Source organism: Neisseria sp. P0001.S005, from assembly GCF_051963715.1.
Window position 1 is genome coordinate 1 of sequence record NZ_JBQCTZ010000028.1, and the last position, 23,785, is coordinate 23,785.

Sequence of the window (23,785 nt, forward strand, 5' to 3'; positions counted from 1 at the left end):
TAGTTACTCTTCTTGTATTTTTAATATTGATTTTTGTTTTAGTATATACAGCACAAAGATTGGCTAATATTTCAGGTATTGGTGAAATTGTAGAGAAGTTTAGTCGTTGGATAATGGCTGTTATTTATATTGGTTTAGGATTATTTATTATTATTGAAAATAATACAATTCAAACAATAATATCAATAATATGAATGATACGGGCATTTGAGTATCTGACAAACCTTGCGGTTCGTTACCCTCTCCCTAACCCTCTCCCACGGGGCGAGGGGAACAGGTTGCTGAAAATCAGAGAGCGCAGGATTGAAAATCAGATGGCAGGTAAACCTGAAAATGCTCGGGCTCGACAGCCTAATCCCCTCTCCCCGTGGGAGAGGGCTAGGGAGAGGGTAAGCAAGCCGCAGGCTTGCCTCTTTGGCAAAAGATACGGCCCTGTCCGCCCAATAAATCCATATCCGAAAGCATCTTCATGCAGAATCAAGCCAAGTCATGAATAAATTTTTCACCCACCCCATGCGGCCGTTTTTTGTCGGCGCGGCGGTACTTGCCATACTCGGCGTGTTGGTGTTTCTCATCAGCCCCGGTGCCATCGTCTTGCACCGCCAAATCTTCTTAGAACTCATGCTGCCTGCGGCATACGGCGGTTTTCTGACTGCCGCCATGCTCGAATGGACGGGTTATAAAGGTCGTCTGAAACCTGTTGCTACTTTGATGGCGGCATTGTTGTTCGCCGCATCCGTCCTGTTGCCGTTTGCGACGCAAACCTCTTCGTTTTTCGTCGCCGCCTATTGGCTGGTGTTGCTGCTGTTCTGCGCCTGGCTGATTTGGCTCGACCGCAACACCGACAACTTTGCCCTGCTAATGTTACTTGCCGCGTTCACCGTTTTTCAGACGGCCTATGCCGTCAGCGGTGATTTGAACCTGTTGCGCGCGCAAGTGCATCTGAACATGGCGGCGGTCATGTTTGTATCCGTCCGCGTCAGCGTCCTTCTGGGCGCGGAAGCCCTTAAAGAATGTCGTCTGAAAGACCCCGTATTCATCCCCAACGTCGTCTATAAAAACATCGCCATCACCTTCCTGCTGCTGCACGCCGCCGCCGAGCTTTGGCTGCCCGCGCAAACCGCCGGTTTTACCGCGCTCGCCGTCGGCTTCATCCTGCTCGCCAAGCTGCGCGAACTGCACCATCATGAACTCCTGCGCAAACACTACGTCCGCACCTATTACCTGCTCCAGCTTTTTGCCGCCGCAGGCTATCTGTGGACAGGCGCGGCGAAACTGCAAAACCTGCCCACCTCCGCGCCCCTGCACCTGATTACCCTCGGCGGCATGATGGGCGGCGTGATGATGGTGTGGCTCACCGCCGGACTGTGGCACAGCGGCTTTACCAAACTCGACTACCCTAAACTCTGCCGCATCGCCGTTCCCATCCTCTTTTCCGCAGCCGTCTCGCGCGCTGTTTTAATGAACGTGAATCCGATATTATTCATCACCGTCCCCGCGATTCTGACCGCCGCCGTGTTCGTGCTTTATCTGTTGACGTTCGTACCGATCTTTCGGGCGAATGCGTTTACGGATGATCCGGAATAAAACAAAAGGCCGTCTGAAAGTTTCAGACGGCCTTTTGTTTTAAATAAACGCTTTATTTGTTGGCGTTCAAATAAAGATTAATCAGACGTGTAGTCGAGCTGTCGTGTTTTTGCACTTCGGTCTCGCCGGTCAATTCGGCAAGAATGGTTTTGGCCAGTTGTTTGCCGAGCTCTACGCCCCATTGGTCAAAGCTATTGATGCCCCAAATAATGCCTTGAACAAAAGTTTTGTGTTCGTACATGGCAATCAGGCTGCCCATATTGCGCGGGTTGATTTTGTCCATGAGGATGAGGTTGGTCGGACGGTTGCCGGAGAAGGTTTTGTGCGGAACCAGCTCTTCGATACGTGCTTCGTCCATGCCTTGTGCTTGAAGCTCGGCGCGTACTTCGTCAGGCGTTTTGCCGCGCATAAAGGCTTCGGCTTGGGCAAAGACGTTTGCCAACAGGATTTCGTGGTGGCCGCGCAGGTTGCTGCGTTTTTCAAGGGATGCAATCAGGTCAATCGGCGTGATGTGCGTACCTTGGTGCAGCAGTTGGAAGAAGGCGTGCTGGCCGTTAATACCGGTTTCGCCCCAAATAATCGGCGAAGTTTCGTAACCGACAGCTTTGCCGTCAAGGGTCACTTGTTTGCCGTTGCTCTCCATATCGAGCTGCTGGATGAATTTGGGCAGGCGGTGGAGATGTTGGTCGTAAGGTGCGATAACGTGGCTGCCGCCGCCGTAGTAGTTGATGTACCAAACGCCGATAAGGGCAAGGATAACCGGCAGGTTGCGCTCCAGCGGCGTGTTGATGAAGTGTTGGTCCATCAGGTGCGCGCCGTTGAGCATTTCGATGAAGTTTTCTTCTCCGAGATACAGCATAATCGGCAGGCCGATGGCCGACCACAGGCTGTATCGTCCGCCTACCCAGTCCCAGAATTCAAACATATTGGCGGTATCGATACCGAATTCGGCGACGGCTTTTTGGTTGGTCGATACGGCAACGAAGTGTTTGGCTACGGCGCTTTCATCGCCTGCATGATCCAAGAACCATTTACGCGCGGTCAGGGCGTTGGTCAGGGTTTCTTGGGTGGTAAAGGTTTTGGAAGCAATGATGAAGAGGGTGGTTTCAGGGTGGACTTTAGACAATACGTCGCTCAGTTGGGAGCCGTCCACGTTGGAGACGAAGTGCATATTCAGGCGAGGATGACCAAAAGGCTTGAGCGCGGTACACATCATCAGAGGGCCGAGGTCGGAGCCGCCGATACCGATGTTGACGACGTCGGTAATGACTTGATTGGTATAGCCCAACCAGCTGCCACTGCGGACTTCATGCGCGAACTCGCCCATGCGTTGCAGGATATGGTTGACCTTAGGCATCACATCCTCGCCATCCACGATGATGGGGGCATTGGTGCGGTTGCGCAGGGCAACGTGGAGTACGGCGCGGTTTTCTGTCGTATTGATTTTTTCGCCGCGGAACATTTGCTGCATCCGTTCCGGCACGCCTGCTTCACGCGCCAACTCGAACAAAAGCGACATGGTTTCGTCGTTGATACGGTTTTTAGAATAATCCAAAGTCAGGCCGCCAACCTGCATCCAGTAGCGCTCGGCACGTTCGGGATCTTGCTCGAACATTTCGCGCATATGTTGTTCTTTGGTTTCGTCAAAATGTATCCATAATTTTGACCAAGCTGGTAAATCGTGAAGGTGTTTCATCGGATGCTCTCCTGGATAGTGGACAGTTTTGTTGAGAAAACGGCCGTGAGGTCGTCTGAAACGGGAACGGGGTGGTTTCCGTTTTTTGAGGTTTCAGACGGCCTTGATGTAGGTTGGGGCCGTCTGAATATATCAGTGAAGAATCAATCTTTATCGTATTCGATGTGTTTGTTATATATGCTTTTTTTACTTTTTTGCAGTTGAATGCTGGCCGTGTCGCCCAAGCGTAAAGCCAAGCCGATGGCAAGAATGTCGATAACGGCCAGCTGCAGAAGACGGGACACCATAGGCGTATAAAGCTCGGCATTTTCCTGAGTGGCAATGCTCAATACGCAGTCGGCCATTTGTGCCAACGGCGAATCATTGCGGGTCAGCGCGATAACGGCTGCGCCGTTTTCTTTAGCGATACTGGCCGCGTCCAACAATTCGATAGATGAGCCGGTATTGGAAATCGCCACCAACACATCCTGCTCGGTCAATACGGAAGCCGCCATCAGCTGGGTATGCGTATCGACATAGGCAACAGTAGACATACCGAAGCGGAAGAATTTGTGCTGCGCATCTTGAGCAACGATGCCGGAATTGCCGACACCATAAAACTCAACGCGTCGTGCGTGCATCAGAATGGCAATCGCGTTTTCCAGCTCGGATTCTTTCAGGAAGCGGCGCTCGCCCAAAAGGGAGGCTGCGGCATTGCCCAAGACTTTTTCAACCACGCTGCTCATGTTGTCATCGGCGTTCAATTCTTCATGAACGTAAGGCATGCCTTCATGACCGATGCTGGCAGACAAAGCGAGTTTGAACTCAGGCAAGCCTTTGTAACCCAAACTGCGGCAGAAACGGATCACTGTCGGCTGACTGACGGATGCACGCTCGGCGATTTCCGCCACAGCGGCATGAACAAACCATTTCGGCTCGGCCAGCGCAGATTCGGCAACTTTGCGTTCTGCGCCGGAGAGATTGGACAATGATTCGCTGATTTTGCTTAACATATACTCTACCCTTTGATTCTTTGACGTTCAGGACAAGGTACATTTTCGTACCCTGCCCTGCACCGCCGTTTGTGTGTTTAAACGTTATTTAAATGATTGTCTAATGCGACCGCCGCGCCGACGATGCCCGGAAATTCGCTCAATACGACATACACGGGAATGGCGGCAAGATAAGCTTCAAAGCGGCCTTTGTTTTCAAAGCGGCTGCGGAATGGAGACGTTTTAAAGTAATCCAACACGCGCGGGATAATCCCGCCGCACAAATACACGCCGCCGCGCGCGCCCAAAGTCAAAGCTAAATTGGAAGCAACCGTACCCAGCATGGCGCAGAAAATATCCAAAGTCTGACGACAAATCGGTGATGTTCCGCTCAATGCCTTATCGGTGATTTCAGAGGGTTTCAGACGGCATTGTTTGATGTTGTCGCGTTTGGCCAATGCCTCGTAAATCAGGCTCAAACCTGCGCCGCTCAAAAAACGCTCGGCAGAAACATGACCGTATTTGTTTTTAGCGTATTGCCAAATCAACACTTCCATATCGTCAAACGGCGGGAAGCTGGCATGGCCGCCCTCGCCTGCCAACGCCACCCAGCCGGCAGCGCTGTGCACCAACCCGCTGACGCCCAAACCAGTACCCGGACCGATAACGGCTTTAGGCGCAAATTCGATTGGTTTTTGACCGCCGATTTGTATCAAGTCTTTCTTATCGGTTTGTGTTACCGCCAAAGCTTGGGCGGTAAAGTCGTTCAACAGAATCAACGTTTCAAAACCCAAAGCCTGACGGGTGGTTTCGATGGAGAATGCCCAGTGGTGGTTGGTCATCTGCACCCAGTCGCCCAAAATCGGATTGGCAATCGCAAAGGCGGCGTGCAAAACTTTCGGGCTGCCTGCGCGTTCCAAATAAATTTTGACGGCATCGACGATGGTGTCGTAATCCTTGCAAGGCAAGACTTCAGCTTTTTCAATGACCTGTGGTGCAGTTTCAAGTGCAAAACGGGCATTCGTACCGCCGATATCGGCGACCAAACGAGGATAAGCCTCAGTGTGCATAGTAGACATGGCAGTTAATTCCTTGGTGATTGAGAATCAGACTGGTCGGATATTCGGTGTCAGCCCTTGCAGCAGCCTTATCGAATACCGCTTTTTTCTCTGCGCCTTGAATAGCCAAAAATACATTCGGCGTTTTGGCAATCGCACCCAAAGTCATGCTCACACGCTCATGCGGTGCGGTAACCGGCGTAGTATGAATCAATGTTGGATCATTAGCTTCATTGATTGCGGCCTGTAATTGAGGCGCTTGAGGGAACAACGACGCCGTATGCCCGTCTCCGCCCATGCCCAACACCAGCACGTCAGGTTGCTTATAATATTTCAATGCGTAAGCAACGACAACTTCAGGTTGTAATTCAGTTTCAGACTTTCCGTCTTCAACAACAGGAATCCATGTGGCAACGGCCGCATTATTTTTGAGCAGATATTCGCGTACCAAGCCTGTATTGCTGTCGGCATGCGTGGTCGGAACAATACGCTCGTCCACCAAAGTAATGCCGACATTTTGCCAATCTAAATCTTTTTGCGACAAAGCCTCGAAAAACGCAATCGGCGAACGACCGCCGGAAACAGCCAAAACCGCATGGCCTTTCTCATTCAACGCGGTTTGTAATGCGGCGGCAACGGCATCGGCGAGAGCTTGCGCGGCAGTTGCAGCGTTTTCTTGTTCGTGCCAAACAAACATGTTTCGTCCTTTCATGGTTTCAGACGGCCTTTTGTTGGAAAACAAGGCCGTCTGAAAGAAATATTATTGCTCTTCGTGCCACTTGTTGCCGTCACGGGCCAACAACGCGCGCGCAGCTTCAGGACCCCAAGAATGGGCTTCGTAAGCATGTGGAGGCGTTGTATTGTTCGCCCAGTTTTCCAAAATCGGCATCACATATTCCCAAGCGGCTTCGAGTTCGTCACGACGGTTGAACAAAGCGAGTTTGCCGTTAATCACATCCAGCAGCAGACGCTCATAAGCCTCGGCGCGGCGGCCCTCTACGGCTGTGCCCAAGTCCACACCAATCGGCGTAACTTCGACTTTGTTGCCTGCACCCGGGGTTTTCACTTGAGTGTAAAGGCGGATGGATTCGGTCGGTTGTAGTTCAATAACCAAACGATTCGGCGCAGGTTGGCTGTTGTCAAAAATATGGTTTTGCAGCGGACGGAAGTTCAACACGATTTCCGCCACTTTGCCTGCCATGCGTTTGCCGGTACGCAGGTAGAAAGGTACGCCTTTCCAGCGTTCGTTTTCGATTTCGGCCTTGATGGCGACATAGGTTTCAGTGAAACTGTCTTTCGGTACATCGACTTCTTCCAGATAGCCGTTCATGCCGTTTGCTGCAACATATTGGCCGCGAATAACATTTTCGTTAACGGATTCGATAGTCAGCGGTTTCAGCGATTTGATGACTTTCACTTTTTCATCGCGTACGGCATCGGCATCCAAGCTCGCCGGTGCTTCCATCGCAGTCATACAAAGCATTTGCATCAAGTGGTTTTGCACCATATCGCGCAACGCGCCGGTAATGTCGTAAAACTCGCCGCGTTCTTCTACGCCTAACTGCTCGGCGATGGTCAGCTGTACGCTTTCAATATATTTGTTGTTCCACAAAGGCTCGAACATCACATTGGCAAAACGCAAGGCCAACAGGTTTTGCAGACTTTCTTTACCCAGATAATGGTCGATACGGTAGATTTGTTCTTCTTTGAAATAACGGGCTACATCTGTATTGATTTGTTGGGAAGAGGCCAAGTCCGTACCCAACGGTTTTTCCAAAACCACGCGCACGTTATCGGCATTCAAACCGATTTCGGCAAGGTTTTCACAGGCTTGCGCAAAGAATTTCGGCGCAGTTGAGAGGTAGATCACGACATTTTCAGTATTCTTGCGTGCTTTTACCAAGTCGCCCAAGGCAATGAAATCGCCTTTCTCTGTGACATCGACTTTTAAATACTCGATACGTTGGATAAACGACGCCCACGCTTCATCTGAGAAGTTTTGTTTGACATGGATTTTAGAATTCGTTTCCACTTTAGACAAAAAGCCGGCGGTATCCAATTCGCTGCGGCTTACACCCAAAATACGACCTTCGGGATGAAGCAAACCGGCTACATGCGCCTGATACAGGCAAGGCAAAAGTTTACGCATTGCCAAATCGCCGGTCGCGCCAAACAACACCAAATCAAAATTTGTCTGTGTACTCATCGTTTCATCTCTCGTTGAGGAAGCTTGCTTCAAAACTCTTGGACTGTCGTCATCCATAAAAATCAATTAAAATCAAAAGCCTTTAAGCAATAAGCAGTAAAAAACCAATCGCCCGCACCAAAATTTCAAACAAGCGGGCTAGTGAGTAGTAATACTACACATGGCTACAGATTTTGTCCATTCTCATTTTTACAAATTGTTTGATTTAACATAAAAGTTTGATGACTTTTGCAGCCTGCCATTTTACAAATTGACTATACCTCGATTTAAATCAAATTTCTTCCACTTAGCGAATTATTCTGTAACAAAATTACAGAATTTGTACTATAATACGCAGACACTTCGAAGAGAAATCTTCAACATTTCAGACGGCACTCATTATTTATTCCCACAGCTCCAGGCCGTCTGAAAAACACCCAATACAAAAATCAGAAACGCGCAAACAAAATCCCTATCATATCGTTTTGCCAGGAGACAGCACATGACCCCCACTCCTATCCACCCCAAGCTCGCCGAAATCACCGAGCGCATCATCGAACGCAGTCGTCCGACCCGCGAAAAATATCTGGCGAAAATCCGTAGTGCCAAACAGATGGGACGCTTAGAGCGCAACCAGCTCGGCTGCAGCAATTTGGCGCACGGCTACGCCTCCATGCCCAAAAGCATCAAAATCGAAATGCTTCAGGACACCGTTCCCAACTTAGGCATCATTACTGCCTACAACGACATGGTTTCCGCACACCAGCCGTTTAAAGACTTCCCTGATCAAATCAAAGACGAAACACAGAAAAACGGCGCGACCGCCCAAGTCGCCGGCGGTACGCCTGCCATGTGCGACGGTATTACCCAAGGCTATGCCGGTATGGAATTGTCACTGTTCTCCCGTGACGTGATTGCCATGAGTACCGCCATCGGCCTGTCGCACCAAATGTTCGACGGCAGCCTGTTTATGGGCGTGTGCGACAAAATCGTTCCGGGCCTGATGATCGGCGCTTTGTCTTTCGGCCATATTCCGGGCATCTTCGTTCCGGCAGGCCCGATGTCCAGCGGCATAGGCAATAAAGAAAAAGCCCGTACCCGCCAGCTTTTTGCCGAAGGTAAAGTCGGTCGCGATGCCTTGCTTGAAAGCGAAATGGGCTCTTACCACAGCCCGGGTACTTGTACTTTCTACGGTACCGCCAACTCCAACCAAATGATGATGGAAATGATGGGCGTGCACCTGCCTGCAGCCGCCTTTGTCCACCCTTATACCGACCTGCGCGAAGCACTGACCCGCTACGCAGCCGGACACCTCGCGCGCGGCATCAAAAACGGCACCATCAAACCCTTGGGCGAAATGTTGACCGAAAAATCCTTCATCAACGCCCTGATCGGCCTGATGGCAACCGGCGGCTCGACCAACCACACCATGCACCTCGTTGCTATGGCGCGTGCCGCAGGCGTGATTTTGAACTGGGACGACTTCGACGAAATTTCTTCCATCATCCCATTGCTGATCCGTGTGTACCCCAACGGCAAAGCCGACGTGAACCACTTTACCGCGGCAGGCGGCCTGCCTTTCGTTATCCGCGAATTGCTGGACGCAGGCCTGTTGCACGACGATGTCGATACCGTCGTCGGACACGGAATGCGCCACTACACCAAAGAGCCTTTCCTCATCGACGGCAAACTTGAATGGCGCGAAGCCCCCGAAACCAGCGGCAACGACGACATCCTGCGCAAAGCCGACAACCCGTTCTCCCCCGACGGCGGTTTGCGCCTGATGAAAGGCAACATCGGACGCGGCGTGATTAAAGTGTCCGCCGTACGCGAAGGCTGCCGCATCATCGAAGCGCCCGCCATCGTGTTCAACGACCAACGCGAAGTGTTGGCGGCATTTGAACGCGGCGAGCTGGAACGCGATTTCGTCTGCGTCGTCCGCTACCAAGGCCCGCGCGCCAACGGTATGCCCGAGTTACACAAACTGACCCCGCCGTTGGGTATCCTGCAAGACCGCGGCTTCAAAGTGGCGTTGCTGACTGACGGCCGCATGTCCGGCGCGTCCGGTAAAGTTCCGGCCTCCATCCACATGACACCTGAAGCCTTGATGGGCGGCAACATCGCCAAAATCCGTACCGGCGACCTGATCCGCTTCGACTCCGTTACCGGCGAACTCAACGTCCTGATCAACGAAGCCGAATGGAACGCCCGCGAAGTCGAGCGCATCGACTTGAGCGCCAACCAACAAGGCTGCGGCCGCGAACTCTTCGCCAACTTCCGCAGCATGACCAGCAGCGCAGAAACCGGTGCCATGAGCTTCGGCGGCGAATTTGCCTAAACCCTTTTCAGACGGCCTTTTAAAACAAACAGGCCGTCTGAAACCATGTTAACGACCCTATTACGATACAGTCCCTAACGGAGACCTAAAATGTCTAAACTGACCCCTCGTGAAATTCTGACTGCCGGCGCAGTTGTGCCTGTGATGGCGATTGACGACTTGAGTACTGCCGTCGATTTATCCCATGCCCTTGTCGAAGGCGGCATTCCTACCCTCGAAATCACCCTGCGTACCCCTGTCGGCCTCGACGCCATCCGCCTGATTGCCAAAGAAGTGCCCAACGCCATTGTCGGTGCGGGTACGGTAACCAATCCCGAACAGCTCAAAGCCGTCGAAGATGCAGGCGCGGTTTTCGCCATCAGCCCGGGTTTGCACGAATCCCTCGCCAAAGCCAGCCACAACAGCGGCATCCCCCTGATTCCCGGCGTTGCCACTCCGGGCGAAGTCCAACTGGCTTTGGAACACGGCATCGATACCCTCAAACTCTTCCCTGCCGAAGTCGTTGGCGGCAAAGCCATGCTCAAAGCCCTCTACGGCCCTTATGCTGATGTTCGCTTCTGCCCGACCGGCGGCATCAGCCTGGCAACTGCACCCGAGTACTTGGCACTACCTAATGTCTTGTGCGTCGGCGGCTCATGGCTAACTCCGAAAGAAGCCATCAAAAACAAAGACTGGGATACCATCACCCGTCTGGCTCGCGAAGCTGCCGCTTTAAAACCAAAAGCCTAATTAAGGTTATAAGGTTAAAAAAGGCCGTCTGAAATCATATTCAGACGGCCTTTTTTTACTGCAAGCATACCGAATTAAGCATTATTCGGCTTAATATTTATCCTAACTAGCGGCATTAACACACAAAGATTCAATCTTACCCGCGCGTGGGAAGCGGATGGTGTAACGTCCTTTTTGATTGATTTCGGCAAAGCTGAAGCGGTTTTCAGGTGCATCTCCATCAGCCCCTACTTCCAAAGCAATCCGTTTGCCTTTCGGGTCTTTTACAACGACACTGGGACTGACAGGCGCGAACGAAAGCACTAAACCGGCATCTGCCGAACTATTAAAACCAAACACTTGGCCACGTTTAACCTGTAAGGGTTGGTCAATGCAGCCTGTTTCGTTCAGAGGCAGCATTTTTTCAGCAGAGGCAAATGCCGCGCTCCCTAACCCTAAGGCAACAATCAGAGAAAAGCTCAAATATTTCATATAATTTCCTTTTAGAATTGAAATTTAAATACAAACAGATATTTAGCCCAGTATCCTCCTAATTCAAATTATCCCTGTCCCAACACTTTCCGTGCCGCTTCCACACCCCAATACAAAGCCTCTTCAAATACCGAATAGCTGCTTAAGTCACTGTGTGCAAATAATAATCCAGAATTTCGGTTTCTGATTTTTAATAAAGCCTCATCGCTTAAATAGCCGGGTTTCGGCACGCTCATGCCATGCCCGCGAACGGTAATGTCAACACGGGAAACGTGCCGCCAAAAGCCTTCGCCGTAAGCGGTAAGCAGATCTTGGGCGGCAAGCTGGAGCAACTCTTCGTCGCTTGCTTCAAGCAGCTGGCGGCGGACGACTTGTGGCGTATCGTGGTTAAGCGCGGCGTAGGCGGTAAAAATCGTGCGTTCAGGACGGGCAACCCGAATAAACTGGTTGGTCGCAACAACATAACCCAGCCCTTGGCTGCCATAAACCACGTTGTCCCACGCAAGTTCGCTGTTGTTTTTTTCTTTCGGAAAACTGTGCAGTTCAAAATTAGAAACCAGCCATGGCGCGTATTCGGGAATGTCCAGACCAAATCGTTCGGGAAATTCAATAACGCGGGCTGCAACCATCAGCGGCATGGCGGAGATAACGTGTTGCGCGGTTACGGCAACGGTTTCCCCTTTTGCATTATCACGCAGCCACACTTCAATCCGGCCATCCGAAAGCGGTTTGATTTTGACGGCAGAAGCATTAATTGAAGCAGGCTTCTCCAAACGGATACTGCTTTCAGACGGCCATTGCCAGTCCTCCTGCAAACCGGCATGACGGCGCAAGCTTTCAGAAAGATGCGCCAAACCTTCGGGCCAAGTGAGGACGGTTTCCGCGCTGTTGCGGGCGGCAAAATAATGCAATCCGGCAAAGGCAGACACTTGCCCAATACCTTGCCCGTAATCGTCGCGGCAACAATAATCGAGATACCATAAAAGCTCGGGCGAGTGGTAGCCCTCCTGCTCAAGCCATTGTTTGAACGTCAGATTATCGAGTTTGCGCCATGTCTCATCGGCCGATGACAGCGCAATCGGAATGGCAAAAATTTTCTTACCGTCATTGCCGTAAACCTGTTTCAGACGGCCTATCAAATCAAAAAACCGTTTGGAGTCCGCATCTTCTTTCGGCAATAAATGTTCCACCCATTTATCCTGATACAAAAGGCGCGATTCGGGCGCATAGACCAAATCGGTTTCCCTAAAGCTGCCGTCTGACTGCAAAATACCGAAATCCGCCAGCATCTCGCGCACATACACGCTTTCTTTCGACGGCAAAGCCAAATAATGCGCACCGCTCGGCGCTTTCAGGCCGTCTGAAGACGTATAGGCGGCATTGTTGCCATTACGTTCAAACCCTTCTGCCAACAATACATCGCGGTGATTATGCTTCGCTAAATACCACAACGCCCCCAAACCAGCTGCACCGCCACCAAGTATCAAGGTATTGCATTCATAACGACGAGCCGGCGCTTGTAACAATTCTCCGTCGCGCAACAAATGCCCCAACGGCAAGCCGACACGGTTAATAGAAACCGGCGGTTTGCGGTTGAGGTATTTGTAAGTCTGCCAAGAGAAAGCAGAAGCAGCACCAAGCGCGGCGGTATAACTGAGAAATTGACGGCGGGTTAGCATGTTTTATAAAAAGGTTGTCTGAAAAAATAAAACGGTACAACGAGGTTAAGCAGGTCTCGCGTTATTTATGCCCTGCCGAATAACCATGATAGGAGCTGCCGGAATGCGATGAGTCGCTATCTTCCGCTTGGACATAGTTGAACAAGACGGTAAGAAAAATGATGAAAGCAAAGAAAATAATCGTCCCTACCCGTTCTTCTTCGTAATCACGATCGTTTTTATATCTGTCAGAAACTCATATCCATACCAACGCACACAGACTGACCGCTATACCAACTGGGCTACGTAGGTGCGGTGACAGCCAGGCCGGAAGGTTGACGATGATAAGAATCAGCATAGCAATGATACAGGCTACATTATCTCTACTCCCAACATTTCTATTGTCACCCTTCAGCCAGTAAGAGAGCATCTCCTTAGTATCAAAAGACAGGCCGAATGCCTTTCTCATTTGACGGTAAGACACAGGACTGCTTTTACTCCAGACTATTTCATCCTTGCTCTGCTCAGAACACAGAATGACATTCCGGCCATAACTTTTCTTGCCGCTATATTCCTTATAATGAAGCAAATCGCCTTGTTTGACTTTCCAATAAAACGCACCAGCCGCTGCCTCGACCTACCCACGGTAATGATCAATCAACATTTCACCGGCAGGATTGCCACTTGAATCAAAGTCCGGCCATGTGTGTAAGGTTTCTGACAACCGCCAGCGTTTTCCAGACTCAATCAGCCAGGCAAACCCTTGCTGCGTGTTATAAAGCAGATATTCCGTCCAGTATTCAGACTGATTTTGGTTATAGGACGGTATCTCAGCAAATCTTACAGCCCCGATAATCAGATATTCTGTATCGTTCAGACGGCCTTTCGTACCTATGGAAAGTGTGAACAGGTTTTCTTGTTCTTTCCTTTGGGCATTTGCCTCCATCAACGCAACAGTATCTTTTGTCGTGTTCAAACTACTGCCGCAAGACTGACATAAAAGGAAAGAAGTAACACCACCTGGCCAATGAACAGGAGCGCCGCAATGAGGGCAGTTTTCAGAAAGAATCTCTCCTTTCAGACGGCCTGCACTTTCACGGATTTCATCATCACTGCGCTTATTTTCCAGCTTCAAACTGTCCAAACTGACTATGCGTCCGAAGTAGGAGTCCATTGGAAAAGTCGAATAATCCAAGGTCAAAAACAAATTGCCCCGTCGCCAGTCGCAAACCTCGCCTATCGCTTGATTCCCAGATAAATTGAACGGCAACTCGCCTTGCGCATCGGTATTACAGTAATGTATGGTGCGGACGTCTGACGCAATAAAGGTTTGGCCATTAAAGATCAACGAACTGGAACCGGCTTTCACCGACTTAAAATTTTTCGGCCCCCGTCTCCTCTTCTGAGCCAGCAAACAAGTCATCGCATATAAATCGCCAACCTCGGAAAGCCAGCCGGTCTGCCCGTCATCAAACAAGACATACTATTCATTCCATGCGCCGACATCATAATGCACCTGCAATCGCCCAATCAGCGTAAATTTCCGATCATCAAAAACGCCTCTCGTTCCAATCTGTAACGGACTGAAATCTTCCAGCAACGCAGAATCACGCCCTGCATTGGCAACAAAATATCCGCTCCTCCCCTTACCGCTTCTAGCAACCAGCATACTGCGGCAATGGCCACACACCAGCGTCACAGCAGTAGCGGAGTACGCCTCCACAGACGCACCACAGCTTGGGCAATCGGTTTTAAAAAAAGGCGTTTTTCCATATAGCGTCAATATTTCAGTTTAATCAGTACAAGGTTTAAGGCCGTCTGAAAACGGATTGAATATGCTTTCAGACGGCCTTATAGATTTTATTGTTCAACTAATGATTGTATATCGTCCAGTATACCTTCGCCACGTTGCACAACCGTCCAAACAGCCCTTTCAGCCGCCAACTCCCTGCACAAGATTTCCTTCACTTTTTCCAATTTCATGCCGCCGCAGATAAATGCGTCAATGGCGGCGAAATGGTATTCCGGCCAAGTGTGGATACTGATATGAGACTCAGCGAGCAGTAAAACGCCGGTTACGCCGCCTGCGCCGCCGAAGGTATGGAAGTGTTCGGTTAATATGGTGGCTTCTGCGGCCTGTGCGGCAGCTGCTAAAGCGGTTTTCAGACGGCCTTCATCTTTTAAGATGGCTTCATCGCAGCCGTATAAGTCTAATAGGCCATGGTTACCGGGGGCATGGGTCATTTATGGCCTCCGGAATAACCACTGCCGCCGTAATAACCGCCGGAGTGCATACGCGAGCCGTCGGAGTCGGAAGAGCCGTAGCTAATGATCATGGAGATGACGATGATGATGGTGCTGAAAATGATGTAAGTGATTCTCGACATGTTAATCCTCGTCCTCGTCTTTTTTACCCATGGTCCACAACAACCAGCATCCTATAAAGATGACGGTAAGTGCAGTAGAGCTGTCACCGGTCAGAAGCGCAGGGAGGTTGACGACAACCAAGATGGCAGTCATTATGATTCTTAATGATTTATCAACACCGTCTGCCGCCATGTTTGCAGTGTAGTGCGGAGCGCGGCTGGTCAGATTAAATGCATCCGCAATTTCCCGATAAGCAATGGGGGGACTTCTATTCCATGCCATTTCGTGACTGTTTAGTTCAGCACCAAGCTTACGGCTTTGTCCATCTCGATAATCGCTGTAATAATTCAAATCACCGCTTCGGACACGCCAATAGAAGGCGCCGGCAGCGACTTCTACCCTGCCTCCATAGTCATAAAGTTTGCCATAGCCTTGCGGTTGACGGTTGCGATCGAGGCGCGGCCAATCGTTCAAGGTTTCAGAAATATTCCAACCTTCATCAGCTTCAACCAGCCATAAGAAACCCTGAGTTGGGTTGTAAAGCAGATATTCCGACCATTGGCCTTCAGGTATGAGCACGCGGTTGGCGCCGTTGAACAGGTTGTCGAACGTTTCCTGTGCGTCAGTTTCGGCGTATCTGATCGCTCCCATAACGTAAAATTCGCGTTTTTTCAGACGGCCTGTCGAGCCGACAGGCAAAGTAAACATCGTATTTTGCGACAAACGCAGATTATTGGCGGTAATAAGCTCCGCTTTATCTTTGCCGACTGCCAATTCGCTGCCGCAACTTTGACAGTTCAGATGGGAAGTCAGACCGTTCACCCAATGAATGGAAGAGCCGCAGTTAGGACAGTTTTCTGAAGTAATACTGCCTTTCAGACGGCCTGCGCTTTCTTTAATTTCATCTTCGTGGCGCGTGTTTTCCAGCTTCAAATCATCTAGGTTTACCATCCGGCCAAAGAAGGCTTCGGGTGTTTTATTGTTGTAATCGAGCGTGATGAAAAGGTTTTCGCAACGCCAGTCGGAAACCCGATTTTCTGTATCCTCTTTCAAAACAAACGGTAATTCACCCTGAGCTGCCGCGCGTTTCAAGCTGATTTTGCGGACATCGGAGGCAATATAGTGCTTATCTTGAAAAGTCAGCTCACTAAATCCGGCTCGCGTGTCTTCAAATTTCGGCGGATTATCGATTTCGACCGGCATGGTCATCACATATAAATCACCCGCCTCTGAAAGCCAACCTGCCCTGCCGTCGTCAAATAGCGCATACCATTCATTCCACGCGCCATCGTCGTATTGCACCTGAAGCCGTCCGACCAAGGTAAAGCGTTGCGCGACAAATGTGCCGCTGGTTCCGATTTGCAGCGGACTAAAATCTTCCAGCAATGCGGAATCGCGGCCGGAGTCGACAACGCCGTTATCTTGCCGCACCAGCATGCTGTTGCAATAGCCGCACACCAGCGTCACAGCAGAAGCAGAATGCGCTTCGACAGGTGCGCCGCAGCTTGGGCAGTCGGTTTTGAAGAAAGGAGTTTGAGACATGGGTTTGCTTTTTCAGAATGGGTTGGAATGTTTCAGACGGCCTTAACGTTTATATCAACTGGTTTTATCAATGATTTCAAATTAGAAACAAACCAAATCGCCGAACGGACTCAATCAAATGATTCAAAAGGCCGTCTGAAACCTTTTCACAGAAGCAGCTCAACGCTTCTTTGAATGATATTTTTCAGACGGCCTTCAATTTGTCAACCAATCAACTGCTTCAACACTTCGGCCTTGGCTTTATCAAAATCTTCTTGCGAAATCAAACCGCCATCCAGCAAAGACTTGAGTTTCACCAATTTCGCCTGCGGATCTTCGGTAGCCGGCTGAACATTTTGCTGAGCCTGTTGCGCATTCGGCTGCATCATGCCTGACATAGCACCCGCCATCACCTGACCAATACCGGCACCCACGCCCAAACCTGCACCGATTCCGGCAAGTCCGCCTTCATTTTGTGCCGCAAGCGGGATGGATTCGGCGGTTTGATATTGGGTGTAACGTCCCAAATCGCCGATAACGCCCATCGAAATTTTCTTATCCAACGCAGCCTGAATAGACGCGGGCAAGGTAATGCTTTCAACAGTGAAGTTTTCCAGCGCCAAACCCAGCTTGGCAAATTCCGCGCCAAGCAATTCGCCGATTTTTTGCGACAGCAAAACTTGGTTCGCCGCCATATCCAAGAACGGGATACCGGAGCTGCCAAATGCGGCCGCCAATTGGGTGACTGCAATATTGCGCAACTGGTTTTCCAAATCTACGCCGCTGTATTGCGTCGCCACACCGCTGACTTCTTTGAAGAATTTTGCCGGGTCGCTGATGCGGTAAGAATACATACCGAACGAACGCAGTTGCACCGCGCCAAACTCGGCATCGCGTACGGTAACAGGTTGGGACGTGCCCCATTTTCGTGCAAGCTGTTGTTTGGTATTGAAAAAGTAAACATCCGATTTAAACGGGGATTCAAAGAGCTTGTCCCAGTTTTTCAAGTTGGTCAGCACTGGCAACGTTTGCGTATTGAGCGTGTAACGCCCCGGCCCGAACACGTCGGCGGTTACGCCTTCATCGACAAACATCGCCATCTGCGCCTCGCGCACAGTCAAGCTCGCACCGTTTTGGATCTCCTCATCGGCAATCGGAAAACGCCACATCAGCAGGCTGTCATCGGGATTCGGCCATTGAATGACGTCGATAAACTGTTTCTTGATAAAGTTGAACATTTCAACTCCTTATAAAATAAATCGGGATACAAAATTCAAGGTATGGGTATTCAAGTCAAGCAAGCAGCGTTCAAAATACCGATCGAGATGGACACTGCACCAAACAACGCGCCGACGGCGACATTGTTGCCAATGAGTTCTGCGGTAGCGCCTTTAATCATCATTGTTGCAGCGAAATAGACAAAAATCTGAATCACTGCTGCGGCAAATCCCCATAGGATAAAATCGATGAAGCTGACACTGTGGGCAATACTTGAGGCAAGCGTCAGACAGAAACCGACCAATGCGCCGCCAAACGACAAGGCGCAGGCAAGGTTGCCGTTTTTAATCAGGCGCAATTCTTCGGCAGGGGTAATCCGCAGATATACGGCACCGAAAACTACAGTCATGGCAACACCTGCCAACATATATTGCAGGTAAAGCAGATATTGGGACAGAGAAATACTCACGATAAGATTCCTTGTTTTGCAATAAAGTGATTATGCCATATTTTTGAAGATAAACCCTTCGGAAATATGGCATTTTTAGAAGCGCTTCAGGCTGTCTGAAACGGTCAGATTTTTTAATTCATGTTTTATTGTGATAATTGTTGACGATTTTTGTATATTTATGTAATTATTGCGCACCGCTATTTATTAGAACAAAGAGGAGAATATGAGCATACTCGCCGCCATCCGCCCTAAAGAGCCTTTGCGCCATCTGCGCTGGTTTGACATGCTGATTGTGACTGCCATCCTGTTCGGTCAATTTGCCTACCGTTCTACCCAACTTTATATCGCCAGCCTGATGCCGCAAGTGGAAACGGCCGCTGCTACCGAAGAAGTACGCGATACTGCGGTAACCGGCGTGGCTTATTCGGAAAACATGAGCCTGCAGTTGACGCTGCTTGCTATTGCTTTGATTTACCTTGTTATCCGCCGTTTCGACTTCAAACAGTTGCCGATTCGCTTTAATTTAGGCGTATTGTTTTGGACGCCTGTGATTTTTATCCTAATGGGTCTGACCGCCGATGCGGTGACTTCGTTAAGCGGCGGCTACAATTACTTCACCACTGAAATTTTCCAATACATCAAACCATTATCCATCTTCAACAAATTCGCCGCCCTTGCTCCAATGGCCATCCTCTACGGCCTTTTAAACGGCTTTTATGAGGAATTCTGTTTCCTCGGCCTTTTAACCTGCGTGGAAGACAAATACAAATGGCAGGCATTGGCCTATTCGACCTTGGTGCGCGTCTCCTTCCATACTTACCAAGGCATGCTTTGGGCGACCGTTATCGGCGTTGTTTTCGGCTTGATGTACTACTTCTTCTACAAATACAAAGTCAAAAACCTGCTGCCGTTTTTCCTGATTCACGCCTTGGCAGATATCTTCGGCTCCGGCTTCATCTATTTGATTTGCGCTTAATGGCAACGGTTGGATGAATAAACAAGGCCGTCTGAAACATTATTTTTCAGACGGCCTTTTATCATCTATCGGTTTACTTAATCAAAGTAATTGCCACATCCGCATCTTCGGTTGCAACTGCCTCAATCACTGCATCGCCGCCAAACCTCAACACCGAGCCTGCGCCGACCGTATGCTTTTCAGTCTGATTCAACGTCACGTCAAAGCTTCCTTTTCCAACGGTAAAAATCAGCGTTTTAAAACCCGGATGATCGTGCGGTTTAATCTGCTCCCCTTTCTTCATGTCTTTCTTAACAACCATGTAATTTTCGCCGCTGAAAATTTTACCGTTTTCGGAGGAAACCTCCCCCAAAGGCGCGGCAGAAACGGCAATGGAAAACAAAGCAGACAGCAATACAGCAGGAATATTAGATACTTTCATGGCAAACCTTTCTTAAAATAGGGCTTCCATTCTATAAAAAACCACTTTATTATTCAATAATAATTCTCATTTTCTAATAAAAAGGCCGTCTGAAACCCAACGATATTTTTCAGACGGCCTGATTGACCTGTATAATATTTTCTTATTAATAAAATCGCTTTACATACCCATCAAATGGAAACCATCAGAAAAGATCCGCTCGGCTCGGCATGGGTGGTTATTGCCACGCTCGGCTTTACCGTCATGAACCTCTCCGTCAAAGCCGCCTCTACACATTTCGGCTTTTCCAGCGGCGAGCTGGTCTTTTGGCGCATGCTGGTCTCCACCCTGTTCTTAGGCATCATGGCCAAAGTGCAAGGCAACACATTTTCCACGCCGCATTGGAAAACCCATCTCAACCGCAGCGTCATCGGCACGCTTGCCATGATGTGCACGCTTTATTCCGTCATACATCTGCCGCTGGCAACAGGCGTCACGCTCAACTACACCTCCTCCATCTGGCTTGCCATCTTTTCATTTTTCATTTTAAAAGAACGAATTACGCTTTATACCCAAGCCATTCTGGTTATGGGCTTTATCGGCGTTATCCTGTTGCTCAATCCATCTTTTCAAGGCGGACAGGAATTTGCCGCACTGGTCAGTTTGGCAGGCGGCGCCATGTCAGGCTGGGCATATTTGCAAGTGCGCGAACTCTCGCTTTTGGGCGAACCGGGCTGGCGCGTGGTGTTTTATCTGTCGCTTACCGGCCTGATTATGTCCGCCATTTGGAGCTGCTTTACCGGCTGGCATCCGCTGACCGCGTCTTCCCTGCCCTATCTGGCCGGCATCGGCATCTCCGCCATGATTGCCCAACTGGCCATGACCCGCGCCTATAAGGTTGGCAAGAAATTTACCGTTGCCTCGCTTTCCTACCTGACCGTCGTTTTCTCCGCCCTGTCCGGCGTACTGCTTTTCGGCGATAAAATCACTTGGCAGGAAGTCGCCGGCATGGTTATCATTGTTGCAGGCGGCGTGTTCAGCAGTTTTACTCCGGCCTCAATCAAAAAATTCCTGATGAAGCAATAATTTAACAAGGAGAACACCATGATTTCCATTCGCGAACAATCTTACGGCTTAAACGTAGCGCTGTACAACGAGTTCACTTTGGACGATTTCCGCCAATTGGAAGAAGCCTTGTTGGCCGCAAAACAAAAAGTCCATCTACCCGACATCCTGTTGGACTTATCCATGCTGAAAGACTTCACCATCGATATGGCGGTCGAGCAAATCAAATTCCTCAACCAACACGAAACCGACTTCGGCCGCGTTGCCGTCATTACTGACGACATTTGGATTAAACTCGGCGCGCGCCTGTCCAGCCTCTTGACCAACCAACATCCCAAATATTTCAGCGATGCCACCGAAGCGCAGGCTTGGTTGTTGGCAAGCAATTTGAAATAAAGACAAGGCCGTCTGAACGCATTACCTGAGCAAATTCAAAACCGCTTAGGCTCAAAATCAACGGCATCACAATATTTTTCAAAGCATAAAAAAAGGCCGTCTGAAACTTTCAGACGGCCTTTCTTGATTCAAACGAAGCGGTAATGGAAAACGACGGCCGGCAATCCGTTTCAAGCCAAAACACCGCATCCATACCGTCCGACTACCCTGCCGATCCACCTCCGCAGCCATTGTCCCGCATTGCCGCCAAACCTACTTCGGCTGACTGCTCCCGCCGGCTTTGGCATCCCAATAATCGGCCTGCCGTTTATTCTCGGGCGTTTGTTCCGCAGAGAGGCTGTAATATTGCCAAAGCCGCTTGGCGGCGGCCGTGTCGCCGTTTTCCGCTTTCTCCCGCAGCAGGTCGATTTGCTGTGGCCGGAGGTGGTAGATACTGCCGGTGGACACGGGGGCATCAGGATCGTAGCGTTCTTCGTCCAATACTTGTTGCAGGCGGGGCGGGAGGGTGATGCCCCGCCGTTTCAGTTCATATGCCCACGCGGCGGCATCGTGATAACGGTAGGCGGCCAGGTGTTCTTCGGCATAGGCCGACAATTCTTCATTGGTCGGCACGGCATCGGAAGCCGTTGGCGGATGTTCTTGGGAAGCGGGTCGGTTATCAGGCATGGCGGAATTTCCCCGGCAGGAGGTAAAGAGTAACAAGGCGGCAAAGATGGCAGGCAGGCGTTTCATGTTTTTCACTCCGATAAAAGGTTTGAAAAGACGGCAGGCTGGCAGGAAGGAAGCCGATAAACGGAGGCCGTCTGAAAAACAGTTTTCAGACGGCCTTTTCATTTACATCACATCCAACACATCAATGCCCAGCAAATCCAAGCCTTGTTTCAGCGTGTCGCCGGTGAGCTTCGCCAGTTGCAGGCGGCTGTTGCGGGTTGCACCTTCTGATTTCAGGATTGGGCAGGCTTCGTAGAAGCGGCTGAACAAGGTAGCGATTTGATAGAGGTAGGCGGCGAGGTAGTGCGGATATGCCGTGTCCGCCACGCTTTGCAGTACGTCTTCAAATTTCAGCAGCTCGGCAGCCAGTTGTTTTTCCAAAGGTTCGGTCAAAACGGTTGGCTCATTTGTGTCCCATTCGCCTGCTTTGCGGAACACGCTTTGCACGCGGGTGTAGGCGTATTGCAGGTAGGGGGCGGTGTTGCCTTCAAACGAGAGCATGGCGTCCCAGTCGAACACATAATCGCTGGTGCGGTTTTTGCTCAAATCGGCGTATTTGACTGCGCCGATGCCGACGGTTTTGCCGATTTTAGCGGCTTCGTCCGCGCCCAATTCGGGATTTTTTTCTTTCACCAAAGCAGTGGCGCGTTCGACGGCTTCGGTCAGCAGATCAACCAGTTTCACGGTATCGCCGCTGCGCGTTTTGAACGGTTTGCCGTCTTTGCCCATCATGGTGCCGAAGCCGATAAACTCAGCTTTTGCATCTTCCGGCAGATAGCCTGCTTTGCGGGAAGTGGTGAAAAGTTGTTCGAAGTGTAGGGCTTGGCGGTGGTCGACGACGTAGAGCAGGCGGTCGGCTTTCAGACGACCTATGCGGTAGCGCAGGCACGCCAAATCGGTGGAGGCGTAGAGGAAGCCGCCGCCTTGTTTTTGCACGATAAATGCGGCAGGTTCGCCTTCTTTGTTTTTGAACTCGTCCAAGAACACGACTTTCGCGCCGTCGTCTTCGACCGCCAGACCTTTTTGAACCAAATCATCGACCACGGGCTGCAAACCGTCGTTGTATTTGGATTCGCCCGCCACGTCTTCGGGGCGCAGTTTCAAGCCCAACGTGTCGTAAACGGCTTGGGCGTGCGAGAGCGAAATGTCGACAAACTGTTTCCACAACGCCAACACGGTTTCATCGCCGCCTTGCAGCTTCACAACGTATTCGCGTGCGGTGTCGGCAAAGGCTGGATCTTCGTCAAAGCGCACTTTGGCGGCGCGGTAAAACTGCTCCAAGTCCGCAAGTTCAAACGCGGCATTGTCTTTTTGCTGCTCGACCAAATAAGCGACCAACATGCCGAACTGCGTACCCCAGTCGCCGACGTGGTTTTGGCGGATAACGGTGTTGCCCATAAATTCCAATACGCGCGAAATGCTGTCGCCGATGATGCTGGAACGCAGGTGTCCGACGTGCATTTCTTTGGCCAGATTAGGCGAAGAATAGTCGATAACGACGGTTTGCGGTTGGGCGGTTTTCGCTATGCCGAAACGCGCGTCGTTCAAGGCCGTCTGAATGTTTTGTGCGAGGAAATCAGGACGAAGGCGCAGGTTGATAAAGCCGGGGCCGGCTACTTCCGCGCTTTCAATCACAGCGTTGTCGACCAATGCTTCGGCCACTTTTTGCGCCAACTCGCGCGGATTTTGTTTGGCTTTTTTCGCCGCACCCATTACGCCGTTGATTTGGAAATCGCCGTGTTCAGCATTCTTAGTCGGCTGCAAAACAATGGGGCTGTCGGACAAACCGGCAGCGGCAAAGGCTGCTTGGGCTTCACGTTCGACGGTTTGGTATAAATTCATGTTGTCGGTCTCTATCAATTCAAATCAGGCGGTATTTTAAAAGAATTTCGGGCTTTAAAACAGGGCAAGCTGCAATACTTTTCCAGCGGCTTGTTATATGATTGCATTCTGATTTAACGATTTTGCTGTCAAGGCCGTCTGAAAG

General features: G+C 50.4%; 24 protein-coding genes. 7 read left to right on the top strand and 17 right to left on the bottom strand.

Annotated elements, in window-relative coordinates:
• Nucleotides 1-194 (top strand): cadmium resistance transporter (locus tag ACTHSP_RS05870; protein WP_440345796.1); only part of this gene is annotated, 194 nt, incomplete at its 5' end.
• A 295-nt stretch (nt 195-489) separates the two neighbouring features.
• Nucleotides 490-1,587: an NnrS family protein gene (locus ACTHSP_RS05875; protein ID WP_440345797.1), complete on the top strand. Its 1,098-nt coding sequence runs from the start codon at nt 490-492 to the stop codon at nt 1,585-1,587.
• A gap of 52 nt (nt 1,588-1,639) precedes the next feature.
• On the opposite strand, the gene pgi is transcribed toward ACTHSP_RS05875, so the two are convergent.
• From pgi to zwf, 5 genes are all read right to left on the bottom strand, one after another.
• Nucleotides 1,640-3,283: a glucose-6-phosphate isomerase gene (gene pgi, locus ACTHSP_RS05880; RefSeq protein ID WP_440345798.1), complete on the bottom strand. Its 1,644-nt coding sequence runs from the start codon at nt 3,281-3,283 to the stop codon at nt 1,640-1,642.
• A 143-nt stretch (nt 3,284-3,426) separates the two neighbouring features.
• Nucleotides 3,427-4,275 carry a DNA-binding transcriptional regulator HexR gene (gene hexR / locus ACTHSP_RS05885; RefSeq protein WP_070749009.1) on the bottom strand — a complete coding sequence of 283 codons (849 nt, stop codon included), beginning with the start codon at nt 4,273-4,275 and terminating at the stop codon, nt 3,427-3,429.
• A gap of 77 nt (nt 4,276-4,352) precedes the next feature.
• Complete coding sequence (locus ACTHSP_RS05890; RefSeq protein ID WP_049352081.1) at nt 4,353-5,333, bottom strand: glucokinase; 981 nt, start codon at nt 5,331-5,333, stop codon at nt 4,353-4,355.
• Nucleotides 5,314-6,009, bottom strand: coding sequence for a 6-phosphogluconolactonase (gene pgl / locus ACTHSP_RS05895; protein WP_049352078.1), 696 nt, complete (start codon nt 6,007-6,009; stop codon nt 5,314-5,316). Before pgl ends, ACTHSP_RS05890 begins: the two co-directional genes overlap by 20 nt.
• A gap of 63 nt (nt 6,010-6,072) precedes the next feature.
• Nucleotides 6,073-7,518: a glucose-6-phosphate dehydrogenase gene (zwf, locus tag ACTHSP_RS05900; protein WP_049352076.1), complete on the bottom strand. Its 1,446-nt coding sequence runs from the start codon at nt 7,516-7,518 to the stop codon at nt 6,073-6,075.
• Between the two features lie 481 nt (nt 7,519-7,999).
• Here zwf and edd point away from each other — a divergent pair, with 481 nt between their 5' ends.
• The gene (gene edd, locus ACTHSP_RS05905) at nt 8,000-9,835 is read left to right on the top strand and encodes a phosphogluconate dehydratase (protein WP_049352074.1); all 1,836 of its coding nucleotides are present in this window, start codon (nt 8,000-8,002) and stop codon (nt 9,833-9,835) included.
• 90 nt (nt 9,836-9,925) lie between these two features.
• Complete coding sequence (locus tag ACTHSP_RS05910) at nt 9,926-10,564, top strand: bifunctional 4-hydroxy-2-oxoglutarate aldolase/2-dehydro-3-deoxy-phosphogluconate aldolase (protein ID WP_003745733.1); 639 nt, start codon at nt 9,926-9,928, stop codon at nt 10,562-10,564.
• Between the two features lie 102 nt (nt 10,565-10,666).
• Here the strand turns inward: ACTHSP_RS05910 and ACTHSP_RS05915 are convergent, their stop codons facing one another.
• The 9 genes from ACTHSP_RS05915 to ACTHSP_RS05955 form a co-directional block, all read right to left on the bottom strand.
• Nucleotides 10,667-11,035 (bottom strand): hypothetical protein, encoded by a 369-nt coding sequence (locus tag ACTHSP_RS05915; protein ID WP_049350704.1) that lies wholly within the window; start codon nt 11,033-11,035, stop codon nt 10,667-10,669.
• Nucleotides 11,036-11,103: 68 nt separating this feature from the next.
• Entirely contained in the window at nt 11,104-12,714 is a 1,611-nt protein-coding gene (locus tag ACTHSP_RS05920; RefSeq protein ID WP_049350705.1) for an NAD(P)-binding protein, read from the bottom strand.
• A 616-nt stretch (nt 12,715-13,330) separates the two neighbouring features.
• A complete protein-coding gene (locus ACTHSP_RS05925; protein ID WP_440345799.1) occupies nt 13,331-14,170 on the bottom strand; it encodes a DUF4178 domain-containing protein in 840 nt (279 codons plus the stop codon).
• Between the two features lie 6 nt (nt 14,171-14,176).
• Entirely contained in the window at nt 14,177-14,416 is a 240-nt protein-coding gene (locus tag ACTHSP_RS05930; protein WP_283126960.1) for a hypothetical protein, read from the bottom strand.
• A gap of 137 nt (nt 14,417-14,553) precedes the next feature.
• The gene (speD, locus tag ACTHSP_RS05935) at nt 14,554-14,937 is read right to left on the bottom strand and encodes an adenosylmethionine decarboxylase (RefSeq protein WP_308186742.1); all 384 of its coding nucleotides are present in this window, start codon (nt 14,935-14,937) and stop codon (nt 14,554-14,556) included.
• Nucleotides 14,934-15,080, bottom strand: coding sequence for a hypothetical protein (locus ACTHSP_RS05940; RefSeq protein WP_162837292.1), 147 nt, complete (start codon nt 15,078-15,080; stop codon nt 14,934-14,936). Before ACTHSP_RS05940 ends, speD begins: the two co-directional genes overlap by 4 nt.
• Nucleotide 15,081: 1 nt before the next feature.
• Nucleotides 15,082-16,602: a DUF4178 domain-containing protein gene (locus tag ACTHSP_RS05945; protein WP_440345800.1), complete on the bottom strand. Its 1,521-nt coding sequence runs from the start codon at nt 16,600-16,602 to the stop codon at nt 15,082-15,084.
• A gap of 203 nt (nt 16,603-16,805) precedes the next feature.
• Nucleotides 16,806-17,819: an SPFH domain-containing protein gene (locus ACTHSP_RS05950; RefSeq protein ID WP_440345801.1), complete on the bottom strand. Its 1,014-nt coding sequence runs from the start codon at nt 17,817-17,819 to the stop codon at nt 16,806-16,808.
• Nucleotides 17,820-17,869: 50 nt separating this feature from the next.
• A complete protein-coding gene (locus tag ACTHSP_RS05955) occupies nt 17,870-18,268 on the bottom strand; it encodes a DUF350 domain-containing protein (protein WP_440345802.1) in 399 nt (132 codons plus the stop codon).
• A 205-nt stretch (nt 18,269-18,473) separates the two neighbouring features.
• Here ACTHSP_RS05955 and ACTHSP_RS05960 point away from each other — a divergent pair, with 205 nt between their 5' ends.
• Nucleotides 18,474-19,226 (top strand): CPBP family glutamic-type intramembrane protease, encoded by a 753-nt coding sequence (locus tag ACTHSP_RS05960; RefSeq protein ID WP_440345803.1) that lies wholly within the window; start codon nt 18,474-18,476, stop codon nt 19,224-19,226.
• 73 nt (nt 19,227-19,299) lie between these two features.
• On the opposite strand, the gene ACTHSP_RS05965 is transcribed toward ACTHSP_RS05960, so the two are convergent.
• Nucleotides 19,300-19,647: a hypothetical protein gene (locus ACTHSP_RS05965; protein ID WP_049350710.1), complete on the bottom strand. Its 348-nt coding sequence runs from the start codon at nt 19,645-19,647 to the stop codon at nt 19,300-19,302.
• A gap of 174 nt (nt 19,648-19,821) precedes the next feature.
• Here ACTHSP_RS05965 and ACTHSP_RS05970 point away from each other — a divergent pair, with 174 nt between their 5' ends.
• Both ACTHSP_RS05970 and ACTHSP_RS05975 read left to right on the top strand, forming a co-directional pair.
• Nucleotides 19,822-20,712, top strand: coding sequence for a DMT family transporter (locus tag ACTHSP_RS05970; protein WP_049350711.1), 891 nt, complete (start codon nt 19,822-19,824; stop codon nt 20,710-20,712).
• A gap of 18 nt (nt 20,713-20,730) precedes the next feature.
• Entirely contained in the window at nt 20,731-21,087 is a 357-nt protein-coding gene (locus ACTHSP_RS05975; RefSeq protein WP_003686136.1) for an STAS/SEC14 domain-containing protein, read from the top strand.
• A gap of 252 nt (nt 21,088-21,339) precedes the next feature.
• Here the strand turns inward: ACTHSP_RS05975 and ACTHSP_RS05980 are convergent, their stop codons facing one another.
• On the bottom strand, nt 21,340-21,819 hold the full coding sequence (locus ACTHSP_RS05980; RefSeq protein WP_141742837.1) for a hypothetical protein: 480 nt from the start codon (nt 21,817-21,819) through the stop codon (nt 21,340-21,342).
• Nucleotides 21,820-21,921: 102 nt separating this feature from the next.
• Nucleotides 21,922-23,640 carry an arginine--tRNA ligase gene (gene argS / locus ACTHSP_RS05985; protein WP_440345804.1) on the bottom strand — a complete coding sequence of 573 codons (1,719 nt, stop codon included), beginning with the start codon at nt 23,638-23,640 and terminating at the stop codon, nt 21,922-21,924.
• Between the last annotated feature and the right edge of the window lie 145 nt (nt 23,641-23,785).

Excerpts from the sequence above, each read along its gene's own strand:
- ACTHSP_RS05875 (WP_440345797.1), top strand. The coding sequence starts at position 490 with ATGAATAAATTTTTCACCCACCCCATGCGGCCGTTTTTTGTCGGCGCG.
- pgi (WP_440345798.1), bottom strand. The coding sequence starts at position 3,283 with ATGAAACACCTTCACGATTTACCAGCTTGGTCAAAATTATGGATACAT.
- hexR (WP_070749009.1), bottom strand. The coding sequence starts at position 4,275 with ATGTTAAGCAAAATCAGCGAATCATTGTCCAATCTCTCCGGCGCAGAA.
- ACTHSP_RS05890 (WP_049352081.1), bottom strand. The coding sequence starts at position 5,333 with ATGTCTACTATGCACACTGAGGCTTATCCTCGTTTGGTCGCCGATATC.
- pgl (WP_049352078.1), bottom strand. The coding sequence starts at position 6,009 with ATGTTTGTTTGGCACGAACAAGAAAACGCTGCAACTGCCGCGCAAGCT.
- zwf (WP_049352076.1), bottom strand. The coding sequence starts at position 7,518 with ATGAGTACACAGACAAATTTTGATTTGGTGTTGTTTGGCGCGACCGGC.
- edd (WP_049352074.1), top strand. The coding sequence starts at position 8,000 with ATGACCCCCACTCCTATCCACCCCAAGCTCGCCGAAATCACCGAGCGC.
- ACTHSP_RS05910 (WP_003745733.1), top strand. The coding sequence starts at position 9,926 with ATGTCTAAACTGACCCCTCGTGAAATTCTGACTGCCGGCGCAGTTGTG.
- ACTHSP_RS05915 (WP_049350704.1), bottom strand. The coding sequence starts at position 11,035 with ATGAAATATTTGAGCTTTTCTCTGATTGTTGCCTTAGGGTTAGGGAGC.
- ACTHSP_RS05920 (WP_049350705.1), bottom strand. The coding sequence starts at position 12,714 with ATGCTAACCCGCCGTCAATTTCTCAGTTATACCGCCGCGCTTGGTGCT.
- speD (WP_308186742.1), bottom strand. The coding sequence starts at position 14,937 with ATGACCCATGCCCCCGGTAACCATGGCCTATTAGACTTATACGGCTGC.
- ACTHSP_RS05940 (WP_162837292.1), bottom strand. The coding sequence starts at position 15,080 with ATGTCGAGAATCACTTACATCATTTTCAGCACCATCATCATCGTCATC.
- ACTHSP_RS05945 (WP_440345800.1), bottom strand. The coding sequence starts at position 16,602 with ATGTCTCAAACTCCTTTCTTCAAAACCGACTGCCCAAGCTGCGGCGCA.
- ACTHSP_RS05950 (WP_440345801.1), bottom strand. The coding sequence starts at position 17,819 with ATGTTCAACTTTATCAAGAAACAGTTTATCGACGTCATTCAATGGCCG.
- ACTHSP_RS05960 (WP_440345803.1), top strand. The coding sequence starts at position 18,474 with ATGAGCATACTCGCCGCCATCCGCCCTAAAGAGCCTTTGCGCCATCTG.
- ACTHSP_RS05965 (WP_049350710.1), bottom strand. The coding sequence starts at position 19,647 with ATGAAAGTATCTAATATTCCTGCTGTATTGCTGTCTGCTTTGTTTTCC.
- ACTHSP_RS05970 (WP_049350711.1), top strand. The coding sequence starts at position 19,822 with ATGGAAACCATCAGAAAAGATCCGCTCGGCTCGGCATGGGTGGTTATT.
- ACTHSP_RS05975 (WP_003686136.1), top strand. The coding sequence starts at position 20,731 with ATGATTTCCATTCGCGAACAATCTTACGGCTTAAACGTAGCGCTGTAC.
- ACTHSP_RS05980 (WP_141742837.1), bottom strand. The coding sequence starts at position 21,819 with ATGAAACGCCTGCCTGCCATCTTTGCCGCCTTGTTACTCTTTACCTCC.
- argS (WP_440345804.1), bottom strand. The coding sequence starts at position 23,640 with ATGAATTTATACCAAACCGTCGAACGTGAAGCCCAAGCAGCCTTTGCC.